This is a genomic window from Pseudomonas sp. LG1D9 (assembly GCF_002949995.1).
Taxonomy (GTDB): domain Bacteria; phylum Pseudomonadota; class Gammaproteobacteria; order Pseudomonadales; family Pseudomonadaceae; genus Aquipseudomonas; species Aquipseudomonas proteolytica.
Window position 1 is genome coordinate 91,809 of record NZ_CP026881.1, and the last position, 20,079, is coordinate 111,887.

Annotated in this window: 20 protein-coding genes; 6 read left to right on the forward strand and 14 right to left on the reverse strand. The window is 62.1% G+C overall.

Going from position 1 to position 20,079, the window contains the following annotated elements; all coding sequences use genetic code 11:
- Positions 1-286: 286 nt before the first annotated feature.
- From C5F71_RS00420 to C5F71_RS00445, 6 genes are all read right to left on the reverse strand, one after another.
- Entirely contained in the window at positions 287-3,385 is a 3,099-nt protein-coding gene (locus C5F71_RS00420; RefSeq protein WP_218274771.1) for an error-prone DNA polymerase, read from the reverse strand.
- Positions 3,361-4,776, reverse strand: a complete 1,416-nt coding sequence (locus C5F71_RS00425; RefSeq protein WP_104910359.1) for a DNA polymerase Y family protein — start codon at positions 4,774-4,776, stop codon at positions 3,361-3,363. The genes C5F71_RS00420 and C5F71_RS00425 overlap by 25 nt, the downstream gene beginning before the upstream one ends.
- A 7-nt stretch (positions 4,777-4,783) precedes the next feature.
- Complete coding sequence (gene imuA / locus C5F71_RS00430; RefSeq protein WP_092239267.1) at positions 4,784-5,395, reverse strand: translesion DNA synthesis-associated protein ImuA; 612 nt, start codon at positions 5,393-5,395, stop codon at positions 4,784-4,786.
- On the reverse strand, positions 5,395-6,012 hold the full coding sequence (lexA, locus tag C5F71_RS00435) for a transcriptional repressor LexA (RefSeq protein WP_104910360.1): 618 nt from the start codon (positions 6,010-6,012) through the stop codon (positions 5,395-5,397). Before lexA ends, imuA begins: the two co-directional genes overlap by 1 nt.
- 54 nt (positions 6,013-6,066) lie before the next feature.
- Complete coding sequence (locus tag C5F71_RS00440; RefSeq protein WP_070996093.1) at positions 6,067-6,705, reverse strand: ribonuclease T2; 639 nt, start codon at positions 6,703-6,705, stop codon at positions 6,067-6,069.
- A gap of 105 nt (positions 6,706-6,810) precedes the next feature.
- Complete coding sequence (locus C5F71_RS00445) at positions 6,811-7,779, reverse strand: Gfo/Idh/MocA family protein (protein WP_029293679.1); 969 nt, start codon at positions 7,777-7,779, stop codon at positions 6,811-6,813.
- Positions 7,780-7,920: 141 nt separating this feature from the next.
- On the opposite strand from C5F71_RS00445, the gene C5F71_RS00450 reads away from it, so the two are divergent.
- On the forward strand, positions 7,921-8,283 hold the full coding sequence (locus tag C5F71_RS00450; RefSeq protein WP_029293678.1) for an NUDIX hydrolase: 363 nt from the start codon (positions 7,921-7,923) through the stop codon (positions 8,281-8,283).
- Positions 8,284-8,286: 3 nt separating this feature from the next.
- Here C5F71_RS00450 and C5F71_RS00455 read toward each other — a convergent pair whose 3' ends face one another.
- Both C5F71_RS00455 and C5F71_RS28860 read right to left on the reverse strand, forming a co-directional pair.
- A complete protein-coding gene (locus tag C5F71_RS00455; protein ID WP_029293677.1) occupies positions 8,287-8,535 on the reverse strand; it encodes a DUF1652 domain-containing protein in 249 nt (82 codons plus the stop codon).
- Between the two features lie 97 nt (positions 8,536-8,632).
- Positions 8,633-8,779, reverse strand: a complete 147-nt coding sequence (locus C5F71_RS28860) for a hypothetical protein (RefSeq protein ID WP_158682839.1) — start codon at positions 8,777-8,779, stop codon at positions 8,633-8,635.
- On the opposite strand from C5F71_RS28860, the gene C5F71_RS00460 reads away from it, so the two are divergent.
- Positions 8,778-9,722 (forward strand): sensor domain-containing diguanylate cyclase, encoded by a 945-nt coding sequence (locus C5F71_RS00460; protein WP_104910361.1) that lies wholly within the window; start codon positions 8,778-8,780, stop codon positions 9,720-9,722. The genes C5F71_RS28860 and C5F71_RS00460 overlap by 2 nt on opposite strands.
- Before the next feature lie 409 nt (positions 9,723-10,131).
- Here C5F71_RS00460 and C5F71_RS00465 read toward each other — a convergent pair whose 3' ends face one another.
- Positions 10,132-10,467, reverse strand: coding sequence for a hypothetical protein (locus C5F71_RS00465; protein ID WP_104910362.1), 336 nt, complete (start codon positions 10,465-10,467; stop codon positions 10,132-10,134).
- Between the two features lie 169 nt (positions 10,468-10,636).
- On the opposite strand from C5F71_RS00465, the gene C5F71_RS00470 reads away from it, so the two are divergent.
- Positions 10,637-11,182 (forward strand): hypothetical protein, encoded by a 546-nt coding sequence (locus tag C5F71_RS00470; RefSeq protein WP_029293674.1) that lies wholly within the window; start codon positions 10,637-10,639, stop codon positions 11,180-11,182.
- Positions 11,183-11,240: 58 nt separating this feature from the next.
- Here the strand turns inward: C5F71_RS00470 and C5F71_RS00475 are convergent, their stop codons facing one another.
- The 5 genes from C5F71_RS00475 to C5F71_RS00495 all read right to left on the reverse strand — a co-directional run bounded on the left by C5F71_RS00475 (position 11,241) and on the right by C5F71_RS00495 (position 18,467).
- On the reverse strand, positions 11,241-11,879 hold the full coding sequence (locus C5F71_RS00475) for a hypothetical protein (RefSeq protein ID WP_029293673.1): 639 nt from the start codon (positions 11,877-11,879) through the stop codon (positions 11,241-11,243).
- A gap of 119 nt (positions 11,880-11,998) precedes the next feature.
- Complete coding sequence (locus C5F71_RS00480) at positions 11,999-14,476, reverse strand: TonB-dependent siderophore receptor (protein ID WP_104910363.1); 2,478 nt, start codon at positions 14,474-14,476, stop codon at positions 11,999-12,001.
- A gap of 102 nt (positions 14,477-14,578) precedes the next feature.
- Positions 14,579-15,523: a FecR family protein gene (locus tag C5F71_RS00485; RefSeq protein ID WP_029293671.1), complete on the reverse strand. Its 945-nt coding sequence runs from the start codon at positions 15,521-15,523 to the stop codon at positions 14,579-14,581.
- Positions 15,523-16,065: a sigma-70 family RNA polymerase sigma factor gene (locus tag C5F71_RS00490; RefSeq protein ID WP_104910364.1), complete on the reverse strand. Its 543-nt coding sequence runs from the start codon at positions 16,063-16,065 to the stop codon at positions 15,523-15,525. Before C5F71_RS00490 ends, C5F71_RS00485 begins: the two co-directional genes overlap by 1 nt.
- A 254-nt stretch (positions 16,066-16,319) precedes the next feature.
- Positions 16,320-18,467, reverse strand: coding sequence for a TonB-dependent receptor domain-containing protein (locus tag C5F71_RS00495; protein WP_104910365.1), 2,148 nt, complete (start codon positions 18,465-18,467; stop codon positions 16,320-16,322).
- A gap of 170 nt (positions 18,468-18,637) precedes the next feature.
- Between C5F71_RS00495 and C5F71_RS29030 the strand changes: the two genes are divergently transcribed.
- The 3 genes from C5F71_RS29030 (at position 18,638) to C5F71_RS29560 (ending at position 20,019) form a co-directional block, all read left to right on the forward strand.
- Entirely contained in the window at positions 18,638-18,799 is a 162-nt protein-coding gene (locus C5F71_RS29030) for a hypothetical protein (RefSeq protein WP_166647865.1), read from the forward strand.
- A 5-nt stretch (positions 18,800-18,804) separates the two neighbouring features.
- Positions 18,805-19,443 (forward strand): helix-turn-helix domain-containing protein, encoded by a 639-nt coding sequence (locus tag C5F71_RS00500; protein WP_029293668.1) that lies wholly within the window; start codon positions 18,805-18,807, stop codon positions 19,441-19,443.
- A 66-nt stretch (positions 19,444-19,509) separates the two neighbouring features.
- Positions 19,510-20,019 carry a hypothetical protein gene (locus C5F71_RS29560; protein WP_029293667.1) on the forward strand — a complete coding sequence of 170 codons (510 nt, stop codon included), beginning with the start codon at positions 19,510-19,512 and terminating at the stop codon, positions 20,017-20,019.
- The last annotated feature ends 60 nt before the right edge of the window (positions 20,020-20,079 follow it).

Sequence of the window (20,079 nt, forward strand, 5' to 3'; positions counted from 1 at the left end):
CATAAAGACGGTGGTCCACAGTCAGTTCGAGGGTGCGGCAAGTTTCTTGTGGCGAGGGGGCTCGTCCCCCGCTGGGTTGCGCAGCAGCCCCAAATCCTGCCACCTCGGGGTGTCTGGTGGAGCATGGTGAGGCGGTTGGGGTGGCTTTGCCACCCAGCGCGGGGCAAGCCCGCTCGCCACATACAGCCCGCTCGCCACATAATGCCAGTGGTACATAGTAGGTTCCAGGGTGCTGCAAGTTCCCTGTGGCCAGGGGTTGTTTTGTGAAAGAAGAGCGTTGTACCCCTCAGCGGAAATCCCGGCTACGCACGCTGATCCCCGCCAACAGTGGCGTCAGGTCGCTCAAGCGGCCAGCGATCAAATGGCGGACTTCGCCCACCGCTTCCCAGCGACCATCCACCTTGAGCAGCCGTGAGTTCACCAGCACCTGGCGCTGACGCTCGGCCAGGTCGCGCCAGACCACCACGTTGGTGTTGCCAAACTCGTCTTCCAGGGTCACGAAGGTCACGCCGCTGGCAGTGCCCGGGCGCTGGCGCCCGGTGACCAGGCCGGCAACGCTGACATTGCGCCCATGCTCCACCGCCTGCAGTTCCTGTGAACTGCGGCAGCGCCGCGCGTGCAATTGATCACGCAACAGCGCCAAGGGATGGGGCCCCAGAGTGGTGCCCACGCTGGCATAGTCGGCGTACAGGTCTTCGCCGACACTGGGTGCCGGCAGTTGCACCGCCTCTTCCTGCGGGCTCGATGCCCCGGCAAATAATCCCAGTTGCTTCTCCACCCCGGCCACGTCCCAGCGCGCTTGATGCCGGTGCCCGGTCAACTGACGCAAGGCCCCGGCATCCGCCAGCAGTTCCTGGGCCCGGCTGTCCAGTCGGGCGCGCTCGCCCAGGTCGGCGATATCGCGAAACCCTGCGCCCTGACGGGCTTTTTCGATACGCCGGCCCTCGTCTTCGCGAAAGCCGCTGATCATGCGCAAGCCCATGCGAATCGCCGGTTGCTGGCCGTCGATGGGTTCCAGGCTGCAATCCCAGTCACTGGCGGTCACGTCCACCGGGCGAATCTGCAGGTGATGGCGGCGCGCATCCTGCAGGATCTGGTCCGGGCTGTAGAACCCCATGGGCCAACTGTTGATCAGGGCGCAAGCGAACGCCGCCGGCTCATGGCATTTGAGCCAGCAACTGGCGTAGGTCAGCAAGGCGAAACTGGCCGCGTGGGACTCGGGAAACCCATAGCTGCCAAAGCCCTTGATCTGCTCGAACACCTGGGCGGCAAAGGCCTCGCTGTAGCCGTTGTTGAGCATGCCGGCGCGCAGCCGCTGGCGATGGGGCTCCAACCCGCCATGGCGCTTCCAGGCCGCCATCGAGCGGCGCAACTGGTCAGCTTCGCCGGGGGTGTAGTCCGCCGCGACAATGGCGATCTGCATCACTTGCTCCTGGAACAGCGGGATACCCAACGTGCGCTTGAGTACCGCTTCCAGCTTGGGCGACGGATAGGTCTCGGGCTCTTCCTTGTTCCGTCGGCGCAGATACGGATGCACCATGCCGCCCTGGATCGGCCCGGGGCGCACGATGGCCACCTCGATCACCAGGTCATAGAACGTCTTGGGCTTGAGCCGGGGCAACATGGACATCTGCGCCCGTGACTCGATCTGGAATACGCCGATGGTGTCGGCGCGGCTGATCATCGCGTAGGTTGCCGGATCTTCCGAGGGCACCGTCGCCAGTGTCAGGTCGCGGTGACGATGGCGGCGCAGCAGGTCGAAGCAGCGGCGGATCGCGCTGAGCATGCCGAGGGCAAGGATATCGACCTTGAGCAGGCCCACGGCGTCCAGGTCATCCTTGTCCCATTGGATGATGGTGCGTTCGGCCATGGCGGCGTTTTCCACCGGCACCAACGTGTCCAGCGGTTGCTCGCAAATCACGAAGCCACCGGGGTGCTGGGACAGGTGGCGCGGGAAGCCGATCAGTTGCTGGGTCAAGCCCAGGACCCGTCGCAAGACCGGGCTGTCCGGGTCAAAACCACCCTCGCGCAAGCGCTCCAGGGGCGGCGCTTCATCGCTCCAACGCCCGCAGCAATCGGCCAGGGCATTGACCTGATCCGGTGGCAGGCCCAGGGCCTTGGCCACATCACGCACCGCCCCGGCCCCGTGGTAGCTGCTGACCACTGCGGTCAAGGCCGCGCGGCGCCGGCCATAGCGCTGGAACACGTATTGCAGCACCTCTTCGCGGCGTTCGTGCTCGAAGTCCACATCGATATCCGGCGGCTCGTTGCGTTCCCGGGACAGGAAGCGCTCGAACAACATGTTCATCCGGCTGGGATCGATTTCGGTGATGCCCAGGGCAAAGCACACTGCCGAGTTGGCCGCCGAGCCACGGCCCTGGCAGAGGATCGAACGGCTGCGGGCGAAGCGCACGATGTCGTGCACGGTAAGGAAATAGCTTTCGTAGCCCAGGTCGCTGATCAACTCCAGTTCATTATCGATCTGCTCCAGGGTCTTGGCTGAGGCCCCCTCGGGCCAGCGCTGGCTGATGCCCTCTTCGGTCAAGGCGCGCAGCCAGGACTTGGCGCTCTGCCCTTGCGGCACCAACTCCTTGGGGTATTGATAGCGCAACTGGCCCAGGTCGAAGGTGCAACGGCGGGCGATCTGCAGTGACGCCTCGAGCAAGCACGCCGGATACAGCGCACCGATCGCCTCCAGGCTGCGCAAGTGCCGCTCGCCATTGGGGTGCAGGCGCTCGCCGGCTTGCGCCACCGGCAGATGGTGCCGGATGGCGGTCATGGTGTCCTGCAAGGCGCGCCGGCTACGCACATGCATATGCACATCGCCACAGGCCACGGTTGGCAGGCCCAGGCTGGCGGCCAGTTGCAGACGCTGTGCCAGGCGGCGGGCATCGTCCTGGGCGCAATGCAGTTCTATCGCCAGCCATAGCTGTTGATTGAAGGTGTCGCACAACCACTGGCCATCGGCAGGTGTATCACCCTCCTCGGCCAGCCACAGCACCAGCAACCCAGGCACCGGGTCGGCGAAGTCTTCGCGCAACAGGCGGTACTGGCCTTTTTCGGCACGGCGCCGGGCCTGGGTGATCAGCCGGCACAGGTGCTGGTAGCCCTGTAGGTTCTCCACCAGCAACACCAGTTTCGGGCCGTTCTCCAGGCGCACCTCACTGCCGACGATCAACTCCAGCCCGACCTCCTTGGCCGCCTGCCAGGCCCGCACGATACCGGCCAGGGTGCATTCGTCGGTGATTGCCAGGGCGTGATAACCCTGCTGCTTGGCGCGCTCGAACAACTCGCGGGCACTGGACGCACCGCGCTGGAAGCTGAAGTTGGACAGGCAATGCAGCTCGGCGTAGCCCTGCATCATGCAAACCAACCCTGCAGCCACAACCCGGCGCTGTCACCCACGGTGCGATAAGCCCAGCCTTGCTGCCCGGCGCGGGTACGCACCAGGTAGTAGTCGCGGCGGATATCCGCGCCATCCCACCAACCAGACTCGATGCGCTCCGGGCCCAGCAGGATCTGGACACCCTGCTCGGCCAGCAAGGTCGGCTCATTGAGCAACCAGCCAGGGCGTTGCACCGGGCTCAAGGGTGGGCAGACGCGGCTGTCGCTGCCCGCTAGCCAGGCACACTCGGGGCGATGGTCAGCATGAAAGCGCAAGCCCTGCACCGCCTCATCCCCCAGGCGCGCCCGCAGACGCTCGCGCAATTGTGCCCAGGGCAGGGTTTGCTGCGGGCGCTCGTCGAACAGGTCCTGGCGCTGGGGCACAAACACCGGCAGGTCCTCGGCCAGCAGGCGCAGGGCATGCACAGGCGCGGCCACTAGCACCTGCTCCAGGCGGCCACGGGCCAGTTCAAACAGCATCGAAGGTTCGCGCTCGGCACTCAGCAGGCCCACCGTGATCACGCTGTCCGGCGCCTCGGCATGCTCCAGGTGCAGGGCAAAACGCTGCACGCCACTGTCGCGGCCACAGAGGAACGCCGCCAGGTCGCCGGTCAGGCGCCGTAAGGGAAACAGCAGGGCCTGGTGGGACTGCACATCGAAATTCAATTCGATGCGCAGGTCAAAACGATCCGGCGGCTGATAAAAATCCAGGGCCAGCGGCCGTTGCCCGGTCAAGGCATCCAGGTGCTTGAGCAACCCTGCGTCAAACCGCCGGGCCAAGGTATGCCGGGGCAACGCCTGCACTTGGGCCAGGGTCCGCAGGCCCATGCGCGACAAGGCCGTGGCGGCTTGCGGGTCGATGCCGACGCGATCGATGGGCATCGGCCCAAGGGCTTGCTGGAGGCCCTCGGTATCGGCCACGGCCAGGCTGTCGTAGGCATTGGCCAATACGCGCGCGGCGGCCGGGTTGGGGGCGGCAACGATACGGTGGCGAAAGCCCAGGTCAGTCAGTTCTTCGCGCAAGCGTGCTTCCAGCAGCGGCCACGGCCCGAACAGGCCAAGGCTCGACTCGATTTCAAACAGCAAGGCCCGCGGATAGAACACGCTGACCTGGGAGCTGAAACCATAGGCCCAGGCCGCGAGCAGTTGCTGACAGCGGTCGATCTCCACCGGGTCATATTCGACGCAGGCAAAGGCCTTGGTCAGGGCATGGGCCGCGGTCAGGGATTGGCCGGGGCGCAGGCCCAAGGCACGCGCGGCGGCATTGACGGTTTGCAGCACCCGGCGCTGTGGCGGGCCGGCCAACAACGCCAAGGGTTGCTCGGGCTCGGGGCGCTGACGCAAGACCCCGTCCAACGCCAATTGCGGGAAGACAATACACACCCAGCGCATATCAACCTCAGTGCCCGCTGGCCAGGGCAATGGGCGCGGGATGGGCCAGACCACCCCGGCACTTGAGTACCCGCACCTGATGCGGCTCGACGGCCAGGCGCAGGGCCGCCGGTGACGGGTTGATCGCCTCGCCCATGGCCCGCCAGGCAAACGCCAGGGTCTGGCCGGTCTCGGCAGCCACCTGCAAGCGGCGCAAGGCCCGGTCATCGGCCTTGCGCGGCCAGCACAGCACCGCGCCGCAACTGCCAGAGCGCAGGCATTGCTCGGCCGCCCACAAGGCATCGCGCTCATCGGCCTGGATCACCGAGAGCTGGCGCAGGTCCACCCCGGCGTTCTGCCAGGCGTGGGGGTATGGGGTATACGGCGGTGCCACCAGCACAATGCGCTCGCCGGCCGCCGACAGCCGCGCCAGGGTCGGCCAGACCAGTTGCAACTCACCCACGCCCTGCTGGGCCACGAGGATTTCGCTCAAGGCCGCTTCTGGCCAGCCACCGCTGGGCAACACCGCATCCAGGGCCGCCAGCCCCGTGGGATGCACACTGGCCGGCGGCGCGGCCGGCCGCCCCTTCCAGACCCGCCCGCCATTGAACAGCGAGTCCAGTGCAACCACGGCGCCCATCAGCCTGGCCTCACCAGGCCACAGAACACACCCTCGATGGCCAGGTCCTGGTCGGGACGGACCACGATAGGTTGATAAGCAGGGTTGCGCGGCAACAGACGCACACTGTCGCCCGCCCGCTCGAAACGCTTGATGGTGACTTCGCCATCCAGGCGCGCCACCACAATCTGCCCGGTCAGCGCCTCGGCACTGCGCCGCACGCCCACCAGGTCGCCATCGAGAATGCCGTCTTCGATCATCGAGTCACCCTGGACCCGCAGCAAGTAATCCGGAACCCGGGCAAAGGTCGCAGGGTCGAGCATCAACCGTGCGTGCACTTCGGCGTCGGCGCCGATGGGCAGGCCAGCTGCAACGCGGCCCAGCACCGGGACATCCAGCCATTCGGAGCGGGCCGGTTGATTGAGCAGGCGAATACCCCGGGCCTGGTTCGGGTTGACCTCGATAAACCCGGCCTCGGTCAACGCCAGCACGTGTTTGCGCGCCACACTGCGCGAGGCAAAACCGAAGGCCTCGGCGATCTCGGCGAGGCTGGGGGGCTGACCTTGCTGCGCGATACGCTCGCGGATGAAGTTCAGGATGGCGCAACGGCGGGGAGTGAGAGTCGTCATGGAGTACATTTGTACTCCTGTGGGGATTTTCTGACAATAGCCGCTAGTCAGAAGCCCACCCACCTATCGCTGGGCTGGAATCCGCAGTTCGCCAGCGCGGCATTGCGTCTTGATGCTCTGCGGGCAACCGGTAAAGCGCAGCTCCTTGCTCAAGCAGACCCGCACCTCCGACAACACCTTGCCCTTGCAGATCACAGCCATGCCGTGGCGCCCCATGCTGGGGTTGCTCTCGCGAAACAAAGCTTCAATGTCCCTGGCTGCAAGGGGGCCCGGCACATTGAAAGGCTCGAACGCCTGGGGAATCTGCACCACACCCAATGCCGTATCAGTCTTGTCCAGATACTCGGATGCATCTACGCCGCTGCATGTGCCGTGCTTGGCCCACTCATGCTTGAGCAGTTTCTCGGTGACAAACAATGACATGCCCTTGGCCACGTCCTCGGCCGACAACCGCGACTGCGGCAGGCAAGATGCCGGCCAACCGCCTCGCGCATATTGTGGCCACAGGCCATGCAACACAAAGCCGTAGCCCTTGCCCGTGCATTGCTGGTCCTGCGGGTGGGTGAGGCAAAAAGTCGGCGACCAGGACAGTGACAACACATAAAAATCAAAGTCCCCGGCTTGCCCCTGATGACGGGGGGCGGCATCAGCCAGGGCGGTCAATACCAGGCACAGGGCGATCCAGGAGGTTCTCCATCTCATCAAGCAAATCCTTAAATAAACTAAGCGGCCATTGTTATGAACGACTACCCCGCAACGCCGTCAGGTAACGCGCCGCCCTACTGTCGAAAGCTCAACAACTGTGGGTCACGGCTTGCGCTGCAACACCCGATCCATGATGCGGTCGGTCTTCAAGGCCTCGATCGCCAGTGCCGGGTGCACACTCTCGCCGCGGATATGCGCGTTCATACCCAGCACGTGGTGCCACTGGATATGGGGGTGATGGGCAATATGCAGGGTCTCGCTGACCTCGGCTTCGAGCTGCAACGGCTGCTCGTCGAACACTGAAAACGTGATACGCCCTGTGCTGCCGATCAACTCGACCCGGTCCTCGCGCCGGTCAGCCACAAAGTTCCAGCAACCCATGCCCAACGCACCCGAGCTGAAGCTCCAGCAGGCGGTGACGGCGTCTTCCGCCACATAGCGCCCGGCCTGGCGCGCGGTATAGCCCGTGACCTCGACGATATCCCCCGCCAGGTACTGGAACAGATCGAAACCGTGGCTGGCCAGGTCGGCAAAATAACCACCGCCGGCAATCGCCGGATCCGTACGCCAGTTGCTGGCATGGGTATCTGTCGGCGCTGGCGGCTTGCACAAGGTCCAGCTCAGGTGCCGCAACTCGCCAATGCGCCCTTCCTGCAACCAGGTACGCACCTGCTGGAAGCGCGGCAGGGAGCGCCGGTAATAGGAGACAAACAGATGCAGCCCGGCCCGCTCGAAAGTGCGCTGCATCAAGGCGCTCTGCTCGGCATTCAGCGACATCGGCTTCTCGACGCAGCAATGCTTGCCCGCCGCCGCCACCAGCAGGCTGTATTCCAAGTGGCTGGCCGGTGGCGTGGCGATGTACACCGCATCTACTTCAGGGTCATCGATCAGCGCCTGGGCATCGGTGTAAAACCGGGCAATCCCGTGGCGTGCCGCATAATCGCGCACCGCTTCCTCACGACGCCCCATCACGGCGACCAGGGCCGAACCTGGCGCTTTGTAGAAGGCGGGTCCACTCTTGACTTCAGTAACACTGCCACAACCGATCATGCCCCAGCGGATGGTGCTCATCTGACTTTCCTTCACCGGTATTTTTTCAGTTGGGCAGTATCAGCGTTTTCCTGCACGGTCTCCAGCCTCTCCCCATAAAGACCCAGCATGACAATTGCATTACACTTTTGTGACAATCATCCAGCTGCGGGGGCACAGACGATGAAAATACGCGCAACGGTGATTTGCGAACACGAGGGGCACATTCTGTTCGTGCGCAAGGCCAGGTCGAAATGGGCATTGCCCGGTGGCAAGGTCGAGCGCGATGAACGCCCGGTCGGCGCGGCCGAGCGTGAGCTGCAAGAGGAAACCGGGCTGCACGTGGATGGTTTGTTGTATCTGCAGGAGTTGAAGGCCAGTGACACGCTGCATCACGTGTTTGAAGCCTCGGTGGTCAACATCGACCAGGCCCGGCCCTGCAATGAAATCATCGACTGCCAATGGCATGCCTACAGTGCGCTGGAGCAGTTGGATGCGACCGACGCCACCAAGCGCATTGTCCGCTCGTTCCTACGCAGGCTCTAACGCCTAGCCGAATGCCGCAAACCCACGGCGCCCGGCCTTGAGCTCGGTGCGCAGTTCACCGATCAGGTTGGAGATGGCACGGATGCTATCCAGACCCTGGGGCGAGACGCCGGTCAACAGCAGGTCGACGCGACCGGACTCGGGCTCGAATACGCGGATGGTCAAGAAACCCTCGGGGTTGACGCTACAGTCGCAGGACAGCGGGACGAAACCGGACGCCATGATGCGGCTCAACTCAACGATGGGAATCATCCTGGGCACCCTTGTTCGCACATGACGCGATGGACGTGATCCCTGCAGGTTAGATCAGGTTGTGCAACCCGTGTGGCCAATCCTACGAAAGTGTTAGCTACCCCACATTTTTGCGCGAAAGCGCTGGTGCAATGGCGTCAGAAAAACCACGCCGCAACCTCTCATCCGAGGTTGCCAGCGGCGCTTGATTCTTGGCAAGGATCACCAGATGCTCATGGTTTTTGCCGATCTGGAGCATCTCCATGCGCCGCGACATCCCGAGCGAACCCGACAGCGCCGTGTACAAAACCCTGCTGGAGTCGACCAAAGCCATTCCCTGGCGCATCGACTGGCAGACCATGACCTTCAGCTACATCGGCCCGCAGATCGAAACGCTGTTGGGCTGGACGCCCCAGAGCTGGGCCAGCGTCGACGACTGGGTCGAACGCATGCATCCGGATGACCGCGAATACGTGGTCAATTTCTGCGTGTCGCAATCGCGGGCCGGCGTCGATCACGAGGCCGATTACCGCGCCTTGACCAGCACCGGCAACTACGTGTGGATTCGCGACGTGGTGCATGTGGTACGCAAGGAAGGCGAGGTGGAGGCGCTGGTGGGCTTCATGTTTGATATCAGCGAGCGCAAGCAGACCGAGGAGCACCTGATCCGCCTGCAAAAACAACTGGAAGAGTATTCGTTCCAGGATGGCCTGACCGGCATTGCCAATCGGCGCATGTTCGACACCGTACTGGAGCGAGAGTGGAGCAGCGCCCTGCGCAGCCAGTTGCCGTTGTCGCTGATCATCCTCGATATCGACTACTTCAAGCAGTACAACGACCACTACGGCCATATCAAGGGCGACGAATGCCTGCGCCAGGTCGCGCGCACCTTGTCAAAAGCCGCCAACCGGCCACGGGATTTCATTGCGCGTATCGGTGGTGAAGAGTTTGTGTGGTTACTGCCCGAGACGGATGCAGCGTCGGCCAGGCGCGTGGCCGAGCGCTGCCTGCACCTGATCCGCCAACAACAGATCGAGCATGCTCATTCCAGCGTGTCGCCACTGTTGAGCTTGAGCCTGGGAGTGGGCACCACCACGGTCAAGCCAGGCAGCGAGGCCTTGACCTTTGTCGAGGAAGTGGACAAACAGTTGTATCAGGCCAAGCGCAATGGCCGGATGCGTGCTGAGTTTTTCGAAGCCATGGTGTGAGGCCAAATCGCGGGCAAAAAAAATCCCAAGTAGCTGATGGAAACTTGGGATTTAAAAATGCATAAACCGTGGGAGGTGAACGCCCGGCCATAATAACCACAGAGACAACTTGTAACAAGTTGATTAATAGCCTTTCGTCGGATTAAAACAGCGCTAAGTCATTCAATAACCACACATTTTTTATGGAGCACGGCACTTGTCGTGCCACTTTTTGGTGCAACTTCCAAACTTGCGAGAGTAAAACCTTAATAACTATCGGGTTAATAAACATCTATGCATAGCGCTGATGTTTTTGTAGGCGCCGGCTTGCCGGCGAAGCACCTGAGAGCACCACGGGGGCCAGACACCCCTCGTTATCGTTGACGCTTTTCGCTGGCAAGCCAGCTCCTACGGTAGGTCTTGCGCCCTTCTATTTGCGCGCCAACTTGTAGCGCACGCACTCTTCATAAAAGCTCGAACGGACTGCCGCCGGCTTGAGACGCGAGGGGCTGTCATAGGTCTGCTCGGTGATGCCCATGGCCATCATGCGCATCCAGGACTTGTCGAACTTGTACCGCTGGATCTTCTGCCGCGCTGCATACAATGAAACGCCAGCCAACTTCAGCTCCTGGGCCCTGGCTGCCGTGCCCGCGCCCCAACTGCACATGTAGCGATCCCCTTCACGGAGCGCCTTGCCCTGGGCCGCCGCCGCCGCCGCCCCGCTGGCAAGGGCCAAGGCTAGCAGCGTGATTTTTACATTGCGCATTGGCATCCTACCTAACCACCTGAAAATAAAAGTGATTTTGGCGAAACATGCGCTAGACGGGGGCCAGCAAAATGCCTTCTTGACGTAATCCCCTCCCCGCCATGGTTGCCGCCCTACCCGCGCCTGACCATAATCGCGCGCCCCTATCCCCCTCACGCAAGGAAATGCCGTGAAGAAATTTCTTATGTTGGCCCCATTGGTATTACTGCTGCTGCAAGGTTGCGGCGTGACCATGACGCAATACGAGCCCAATTTCGACAACGTCCAGCGCCTCAAGCAGACACCCGCGTTGCAACCCATCAGCCAGGCCAAGGTCACTGCCGCCTCGGGCCAGGGTTCGTTGATGGTCCGGGCCAATCCGATCAGCTCGCCTGCCGGCAGTATCCCCGCTCACGTGCAGGCGGCAATCACCCAGGAACTGTCCCTGGCCGGCCTGCTGAATCAAAGCGCTCACCGGCGCCTTGACGTACTGCTGGTGAAGAACGAGCTGACAGCGGGCATGGGTTCCGGCCACGGCATACTGGCCGCACGCTTTACCGTGCTCAAGGACGACACGGTGGTGTACGACGCCACCAAGGAAGTGACTAGCGTGTGGTCCAGTTCATTCTTCGGTCCCATTGCGATTCCGAATGCGGCGAATGCCTACAACCCGCTGGTGCGTGACCTGCTCAAGGCCTTGTACAGCGACCCGCTGTTCATTCAGGCACTCAAGTAAAAACACCAGGTAAAAAAAAGGGAGCCGGTTAACCGGCTCCCTTTTTTTACAGCCCGGATCAGGCCCGTGGCACACCGGCATCCAGTGCCGAGTACTTCAGGTTATTGCTCTCGACCATCTGCTTGAGCAACGCATTGACCTGGCGGGTGAAGGTATCGGTCACCGCTTCTTTTGGCGTGTAGGCCATCATCGGGATAAACCAGATACCCAACCAGGTGTTGATCGCATCATGGTTGCTGCCTTTGCTCAGCGCCTGGCCCTGTGGGTCCAGGGCTTCCAGGCTCATGGTGTACTGGTCGGTACCCAGCGCCGGGATGATGGTGAAGGTGAAGCCGCTGATAAAGGCCAGTACCATCTGACCGCCACCTGGCGGATGGTTGTAGACCTTCAGGCGCAGGCTGTAGTCGCCTGGCTGCTTCTGGAACTCATCGAGGGTCACACGGCCGAACAGGCCGGAGTCGGTGAGGATTTTTTGCAGTTGCGGGCGCAGCATATCCCGCGCCTGGGGTACTTCAGCAGCGGCAGCGTTGGTCGGTTCGCCTTGATAAAAATCAAAGTCGACATAAACGTTCGGCTTGTTGGCGAAGCTCGCCTTCGATGGCAGGGTGACTGGCGCGACTTCGTCCTTGGTGAAGCTGGCGCAGCCACTCACTGCCAACATCATCAGGGCCAACCCCAGCATTTTTCCAATGTGCATTACGACTTCCTTAGTTGATGGAGCGTCTCCATGGCCGGAGGTGCTGGGGGCGGATAATAGAGAGTCAACGGCCTTGGTAAAAGGCCGCTGTAGGAAAAAACCTCATCAACTACCCGCGCTTACCACTGATACGTCGCACTCGCCTGCACCGTACGTTGCGAGCCGTACCAGCACCACGAGTACGAATAGCAGGACGCAACGTACTCTTTATCCGCCAGGTTGGTGGCGTTCACCGCCAGGCGCAGGTTGTCGCCCGGGGTGTTGATGTGGGGGATGTCGTAGTGCACCGACGCATCGAACAAGGTGTAGCCGGGAACCTTCAAGGTATTGGCGGTATCGCCCCATGACGAGCCCACATAACGCGCACCCGCCCCTACGCCGAAGCCCTTGAGGTTGCCGTCATGCAGGGTGTAGTCGGCCCACACCGAAGCCGTGTGCCGTGGCACCGCGTAGGTGGTGGTGCCCTGGGTCGGCACGGCCGGGCCTACGCCAATGTCGGTGATCGGCGCATAGCGCACGGTGCTGTTGGATTTGCTGATGCGGTTATCGAGGTAGGCATAGGCCGCCGTGATATCCAGGTTGTCGTTGAGGCTGGCCTTGCCTTCAAGTTCAAAGCCACGGGAGCGCACTTCGCCGTCCTGGACCTGGCAGCGACCATTGCCGCACAGGTGGGTAGGATCCGGGTCCATGGTGGGCACGTTGTTCTGGCGCAGGTCGAAGATGGCAGCCGTGATAAAGCTGTTGCTGCCCGGCGGCTGGTACTTGATGCCGATTTCGTACTGCTTGCCTTCAGTGGGCTTGAACACCGAGCCGCCGTAGCCGGTACCGGTTTGCGGTGAGAAGGATTCGGAGTAGCTGGCGTAGGGCGCCAGGCCGTTATCGAAGAGATAGACCACGCCCAGGCGACCGGTGAAGGCTTTGCTGTCCAGGGAGGATTTGGTTTTCTTGCCGTCGGTCAAGCTCAACGAGCTGTTATCCGAGCTGGCCCAGTCATAGCGACCGCCCAGCAACAGTACCCATTTGTCCCACTTCGCCTGCTCCTGCAGGTACACACCGGTCTGCTCGCTACGCTGGGTCGCGTCGCTGGAAAATGCCGGGGTGGTCACCGGTGCACCGTACACCGGATCGAAGATGTCCAGGTCCGATCCCTTGCCGTAACCGGCCTTGGTATCGACGCTGGTGTTCTGGTAATCCAGCCCCATCAACAACGTGTGCTGCACCGGGCCGGTGTCGAACTTGCCCTGCAACTGGTTATCCAGGTTGTAGGCGTCCATGTCGACATCGGTGGCGATGGTCGAGCGGGTCAACGTACGGTAATCGGCCTGCAGGTTGCTGCTGTAGATACTGCGATAGATCCCTTCGCTACGCATATAACGGGCGTTCTGGCGCACGGTCCAGACGTCATCGAGGTGATGCTCGAAGGCATAGCCGATGGAGTAATGTTCGCGATCACTCTTCTCGAAATTTTTCTCGCCGTCATAGAAGTCGACATCGATCTTGCGCCCCAGCGGACTATGCAACACCGAACCCCACGCCGGCATCGACCCGTAGGACGCGCCCTTGGGATCCTTCTGGAAATGCCCCAGCAGGGTCAGCGACGTGGCCTCGTTCGGGCGCCAAGTGAAGGCCGACGACAGCGACTGACGGCGGGTCTCAGTGTGCTCGACCTGCCCGTCTGCATCATCGAACAACCCGGCGACGCGGTAGGAATACACCCCCTGGTCGTCCAGCGGGCCGCTAAGGTCGAAGGTGGTGCGTTTCTTGTTGAAGATGCCGTACTCCACGCCCACTTCATGGAACGGCGTATCCAGCGGGCGCTTGGTGACCAGGTTGATCACGCCGCTGGGGCTGCCCTGGCCGTACAACACCGAGGCCGGGCCACGCAGGACCTCCACGCGTTCCAGGTCGAAGGCATCTTTTTGCGGCGAGGCATCGCGGCTCGATGCCACGCGCAGGCCGTCCAGGTAAGTCACTGGCGAGAAGCCACGGATGGTCAACTGGTCCAGGCGCGAGGCAGTGGCGCCACGGGTTTCCGGGACGACCGCAGCGCTGTAACGCAGGATCTGGTTCAGGCTTTCGGCATTCTGCGCACGCATCTGGTCCTTGGTGACCACCGAGATCGACTGTGGTGTCTCGATCAGCGCGGTGTCGGTCTTGGTGCCGGACAGGCTGCGTGTGGCGACATAGCCAGACACCGGGCCAATGGGGCTTTCACTTTGAGCAGCACCGCTGATGGTGGTGGCCTGCAACTCCACCGAGCCCTCCGCTTGGGGAATCGGCTCGATGCGGTAGCGCTTGGCAGACAACGCCTGGGCACGCAAACCGCTGCCCGCCAGCAACTGGGCCAGTGCCGCGTCGCTGCTCAACTGCCCGCTCAAACCACTGCTGCGCTTGCCGCGGGTCAAGGCCGGATCAAAGGCCAGGACCAGCCCGGCCTGTTCGGCAAAGCCGTTGAGGGCCTGGCTCAGTTCACCGGCAGGGATCGAAAAATGGCTGCTTTCATCAGCCCATGCCGTGGGTATGGCAAGGGGTAAAGCGGCAAAAGCCATCGCCACCGACAGCGCCAGTGGGTGCAACGGACGAGCAAAGCGTGACATGAGAGGTCCTGGAAAATGGAGTTCTATATTCCATGACGGCCATGTCGGGAAATCGGGTATGAATGAGAGAGATTTTTATTTGAGGGGGCGTTTCCAGCCCGTTCAGAGGGGTTTGACCACCACCATCAGGTCGGTGAAATATTCCACCTTGATCGGCAGGTTATCCGCCAGGGTCGCCAGCGCCGCGTCGCTGTCATCGAGCTTGAACACCCCCGACACTCGCATGCCTTGCAACGCTTGGGCGTCAAAACGCACCATTCCATGGCGATAGCTGGCCAGGGTCTGCAGCACTTCGCTCAACGGCCGGTCATCTACCGTGAGCAAGCCACGGGTCCAGGCAGCCGGGTCGCCGCTGCCGACCGGTTGCGCCGGCTGCGCGCGGCCCTGCTTGAGGATCGCACGCTGGCCTGCGGTCACTTTCACCGCAGCGCTGTCGTTGCCTTTGGCGGCTACCGTTGACTCGATCACCGTGACCACGGTGGAGCCGTCCACTGCACGCTGGACCAGAAAACGCGTACCCAGTGCCGTCGCCGTGCCCTGGTCGGTGCGCACCACGAATGGCCGTTGCGCATCCTTGGCCACCTCCACCCACATCTCGCCCTTGAGCAATTCGATCACGCGTTGCCGGCCGTCGAACTTCACGTCCAGCGCCGAGTTGCTGTTGAGTTGCACCTGGCTGCCGTCGGCCAGGGCGAGCTGGCGCCGCTCACCGACACTGGTGCGTTGGTCGGCCATCCACAGGGGCAGTTGCTCGACGCCCGCCCAGCCGACCACCAGCACACCCAACAACCCCAGGACCTGCCCGCCGCGCACGGCATACCCGGGTTTGCGTGGGATAAAGGCCTGATTCAGCGCCAGGCGTGCCGGTTCGGCAGGCAGTTCATCGAGGCTGCCCCACAAAGCCCCCATGCGCTCGAAAGCCACCCGGTGACGTGGGTCGGCTGCGCACCAAGCCTTGAATGCCTCGCGATCGGCCGTGCTGACGTCCTCGTCGTTGAGTAACGCCAGCCACTGCGCCGCTTCGCTGACAATCTGTTCAGAGGACATCAAAGCGGGTCCGCGCCATGCAGCGTCTGGTAGCAATGCACCAGCGCGCTGGAGATATAGTTTTTCACCGTGCTGGGCGAGACCTGAAGCTGGGCGGCAATTTCACTGTAGGTCAGCCCGTCCAGGCGACTGAGCAGGAACGCCTCGCGGGCCTTGTCCGGCAGGCCGGCGAGCATCAGCGCTATGCGCTCCAGGGCCTGCAGCGCCACATGAATGGTCGCCGGGTCTGGCATGCCGGCGTCTTCGTACTGGATGGCCAGGGCTTGCATATAGGCTTTCTCGATCTTGCGCCGCCGCGCACCGTCAATCAGCAAGCGCCCGGCTGTGGTCGCGAGAAATGCCCGGGGCTCCTGGATGTTGTGCGGTTCGGCCAGCAGCAATACCCGCACAAATGCATCCTGGGCAAGGTCCGCCGCATGCTGCGAGCAGCCGAGTTTCTTGCGCAGCCACCCCTGTAACCAGGAGTGATGGTCACTGTAGAGCGCGGTGAGTGTCTGCTGGCGGCGGGCCATATCACAGTCGGCCACAGGAAAGTCATGCATGCGCAAAAATTTCTCAAACAAGAAAGATTACCAATCGCGCAAACGATGACAGTAAAACGATGGCAGGGCAAGGGGGCCTTTGTGGCTTGGGGGCTTGTCCCGATGGGCTGCGCAGCGGCCCCAAACCTGCCTCATCGGTGTGTCAGGAAAATGGGATGTGCCTTATTGGGGCTGCTACGCAGCCCATCGGGGGACAAGCCCCCTCGCCCCGACAAGCTCTCTGGCATGACAGCCCCCCTTCATGGGGAGGCAGGTTAACGCAAGCTCCAGGAAACCCCGGCATATACGCCCATGCCGTCGCCCGGCGTCGAGCGCGCCATGTCGTTGCCGTGGTCGTCGTACCCCGGGGTCACGGTATTGGCGTAGCGCTGGTTGGTCAGGTTGCGCAGGTCGATCCAAGCTTGCCAGTCCTGTTTGGGCGCGTCATAGCCGATGGTGGCGCCCAATAAACCATAGGCTTTCGCGTAGTAGGAGTTGGCGTAGTCCACCGCCACCCGCGAGGAGTACTCGCCATTGAGGCTGCTGAAAAAGCCGCTGGGATGGCTGTAGCGCAACTGCGTCTGGTAGTAGTGCTTGGGGATGCCGGGCAGCGTGTTGTCGCCAAACCGTGGGTCGTCACGGTAGTGGAAGTTACTGTAGGTGTAGGCCTGGCGCAGGGCCAGGCGGCCAGCATTGCCACCGTCCCACAGCGGGCTGGTGAGGCTCAGTTCCACGCCTTGGTGGATGGTCGGGCTGGCGTTGGATTCGGCGACCACCTGCGACGTGTTGAGCGTGGCCGCCTGGGTCTCGACACTGAGCAGTTCGTGGCGCACCAGCGAGTGGTACAACGCCAGGTCCCATTGGCCAAACCAGGCTTCGCCGCGCCCGCCCACTTCCAGGGTGGTGGCGGTCTGGTTTTGCAGCTCCACGCCTTCGCGGGTCAAACCTGATGCCGGATTATTAGTCTCTTTAGGGAAGAACTTATTGGACCCCCAGATCATCGACCAGGCATGTGGCGGCTCCACCGACCGGCTCAGGTTGCCGTACACCTGCAACTGCGGATTGAAGTCATAGCGCAGGCCCACGCGCGGCGCATAGTCCCAGTCGTGGGTGCTCAAGGGGGCATGGGTCTCGGGATAAGTGACTTCGGTTTCGCGGCGGGTGTAGATCGCCGCCAGCCCGGTGGTCAGCCACAGGTCGGGCAGCAGTTCCAGGTCGTTGCTCACGTGCAACACCGTATCCGACCCCAGGTAGCTGTAGTCACGGGTCTTGGTACCCGGAGCGAATGTGGCCGTGGCGCCGGCGGGCACGCGCACGTATTCCGACACGCCGTTATTGGGCATCCCCTGGGTAGTGCGCAGGCCGACCGTGGTCTTGCTGTCACGCCCCAGCAAAGTGTCCTGGCGGATGTAGTTCAAGGTACCGCTGATATCGGTGTACGCCACCTTCAACCGGTTGGTGCCCTCGCGCAGGTCCATCGGGTAATCGTGGTACACCAGGCCCGCCTCGATACGCGCGTTATCGTCCAGTTGCAGGGTGGTCTTGTTGGCGATCCACGTAGAGCCCGGTTGCAAGCGCTTGGAGTCGCGCGCCAGGTTGACCGCGTTGGCCGCGCGCGGGCTGTGTTCGATCTGCTGGCGTGTGAGTTTGCCGGGGCTGTCGTTGGCGGTTTCGCGGTAGCGCAAATAGAAGCGCGTTTCCAGGTCCGGGTTGAACCGGTAGCCGAAGTTGGCCGCCACACCCTTGCCACTGCCGGCGCTCTGTTGCTGGAAGCCGTCGTACTCGGCATCGGTCAGGCTGATGTAATAGTCGGCATCGCCCAGCACTTGCCCGGAGCTGATTTCCCGCTGGGCATAACCATGGCTGCCGGCCTCATAGCGCACGCGCAACTTGGGGGCATCGTAGCCTGTGCGGGTCACATAGTTGACCGCCCCGCCCAGGGCCAATGCGCCCCGGTCAAACCCGTTGGCGCCACGCAGCACTTCGACCCGGCTTAGCCATAACGGATCCTTGAGTTCGTAAGGCGTGCCGCCGGGGCCGGTGAGTGGCAGGCCGTCGATGGTTTCATACAGGCCGGACGCATGACTGCCAGGACCACGGTTGATGCCCGACCCGCGAATGGAGATTTTCGTCCCTTCGTTGTTCGCAGCCTTGGCGTAGATGCCGGCCTGGTACTTGAGCACATCTTCGTTGCTGCTGACCCGGCCCTGCTCGACGCTGGCCATGTCAACGTAGTTGGTCCCGCCGGGCACCTGCTTGAGTTGCGCCTGGGCCGCCTCGCCTTCGCTCAGCTCAGTGCTGGTGACTTGCAGCGGCGCCAGTTGCAGCGTCTCCTGGGCTTGGGCCAGGTGACTGATTGTCAGGGCGACGCCGAAACCGAGCCAACGAGGGGGGAGAAACAGCAAAGGTTGAGGCAGGCGCATGGGGCCGAATCCTGGAAAAGTTCAAGCGTTGGAAGAACATGGGATACGGCAGGTCACGTCTGTTTTTAAGTCCAAAATAGAATTAATAAATGCAAACTCAGTATTTAAGGAAATAAGCCGCACGCAGTAATGTGGAGCAACCGAGTCACCACCGTCAGCCGAGACTGCCCATGTCGATATCCGCCAACGTCATTGATTTCACCCTCCACCGCAAGCGCCGCCAGGCACGTGCAGCGGCCGAGCTGATGTGGGCAATGTACGCGGCGCGTGCCGGGCTGTCGGGGTTCACCTTGCAGACCAGCAACACATCCACCGATACACGCCGGGCGTAAGGCCGATGAGTTTTCTCCAGGCCATTCCCGAACGGCTGCCTCCCACCGTTCAACCCAAGGATTGCGCCACCCGCGACGACGATGCCATCGGCCAGTGCGTCGCGCATAACCTGCAGCGTCTGCGCAGCAAACGCTACTTATCCCTGGATGCGCTGGCCCGCGCCTGTGGAGTAAGCCGGGCGATGCTCGCGCAAATCGAGTCCGGGCGCAGTGTGCCGTCGATCAAGGTGCTGTGCAAAATCGCCAAGGGCCTGAAAGTGTCGGTGGCGGCGTTCCTGGAAAACCGCTCGTTCGAAGGAGTTGAACTACTGCCCGCCCACCAGAGCAAGCGCCTGGTGAGTGCCGATGGTACGTTCGTCAGCCGTGCATTGTTTCCCGACGACATGTCACGCCAGTCGGAATTCTATGAGATACGCCTGAGCGCGCGCGGTGAAGAGGTGTGTGAAGGCCGCAGGCCAGGAATCCAGGCAAACCTGGTGGTCGCTCAGGGCGTGCTGGAAGTCAGCGTCAACGAGGAGCGCTACTTGCTGTCCACCGGCGACTCGATTCTGTTCTATGCCGACCAGCCCCACCGCTACCGCAACCCGGCAGACAGCGATGCGCTGGCGTTCCTGGTCATCATCCACCCCGAACGCCTGGACTGAACGCAAAAAGCCCCGCCTGAGCAATCAGGCGGGGCTTTTTCATGCCCGCGAACAGCCTGTCAGCAGGTGCAGCACATCATCGGCATGCCGTTGCAGCTCATCATCATCGGCATAGCGCAGTCATTCATCATTTTCTTCATCAGCATGCAGCAGTTGTCCATCATCGCCATGCTCATGCCGGGCATCGGCATCATCTTGCAGGTCATGCCATCGGCTTGCAGGGTGCATTCCATGACGCACTTCATCATCGGCATCGACATACCCATGGGCATGTTCATCGCCGGCATGTTGTTCATCATGGCCATGGTGTCTTGCGACATGCACATCATCGACAGATTGGCACACTGCATCATCATCGGCATGCCGCAGTTCATCATCATCGCCATCATTTCGGCGTTGTTCTTGAACATCGCCATGTCCATGCCGGCTGCCGGTTTCATCGTGCACATCATGGCATCACCGGTCATTTCGCACTGCATGGTGGCCATCATCATCGGCATGCCCATCATCGGCATCATCGGCATCGCGTTGTTCATTGGCATCTGCATGGCGTTCATCATGTTCGAAACTCCGTAATCGACAGGAAAGGACTAAATTCTGGGGCCGATTCTAGAGATGACGCATCACGCTGCAAGA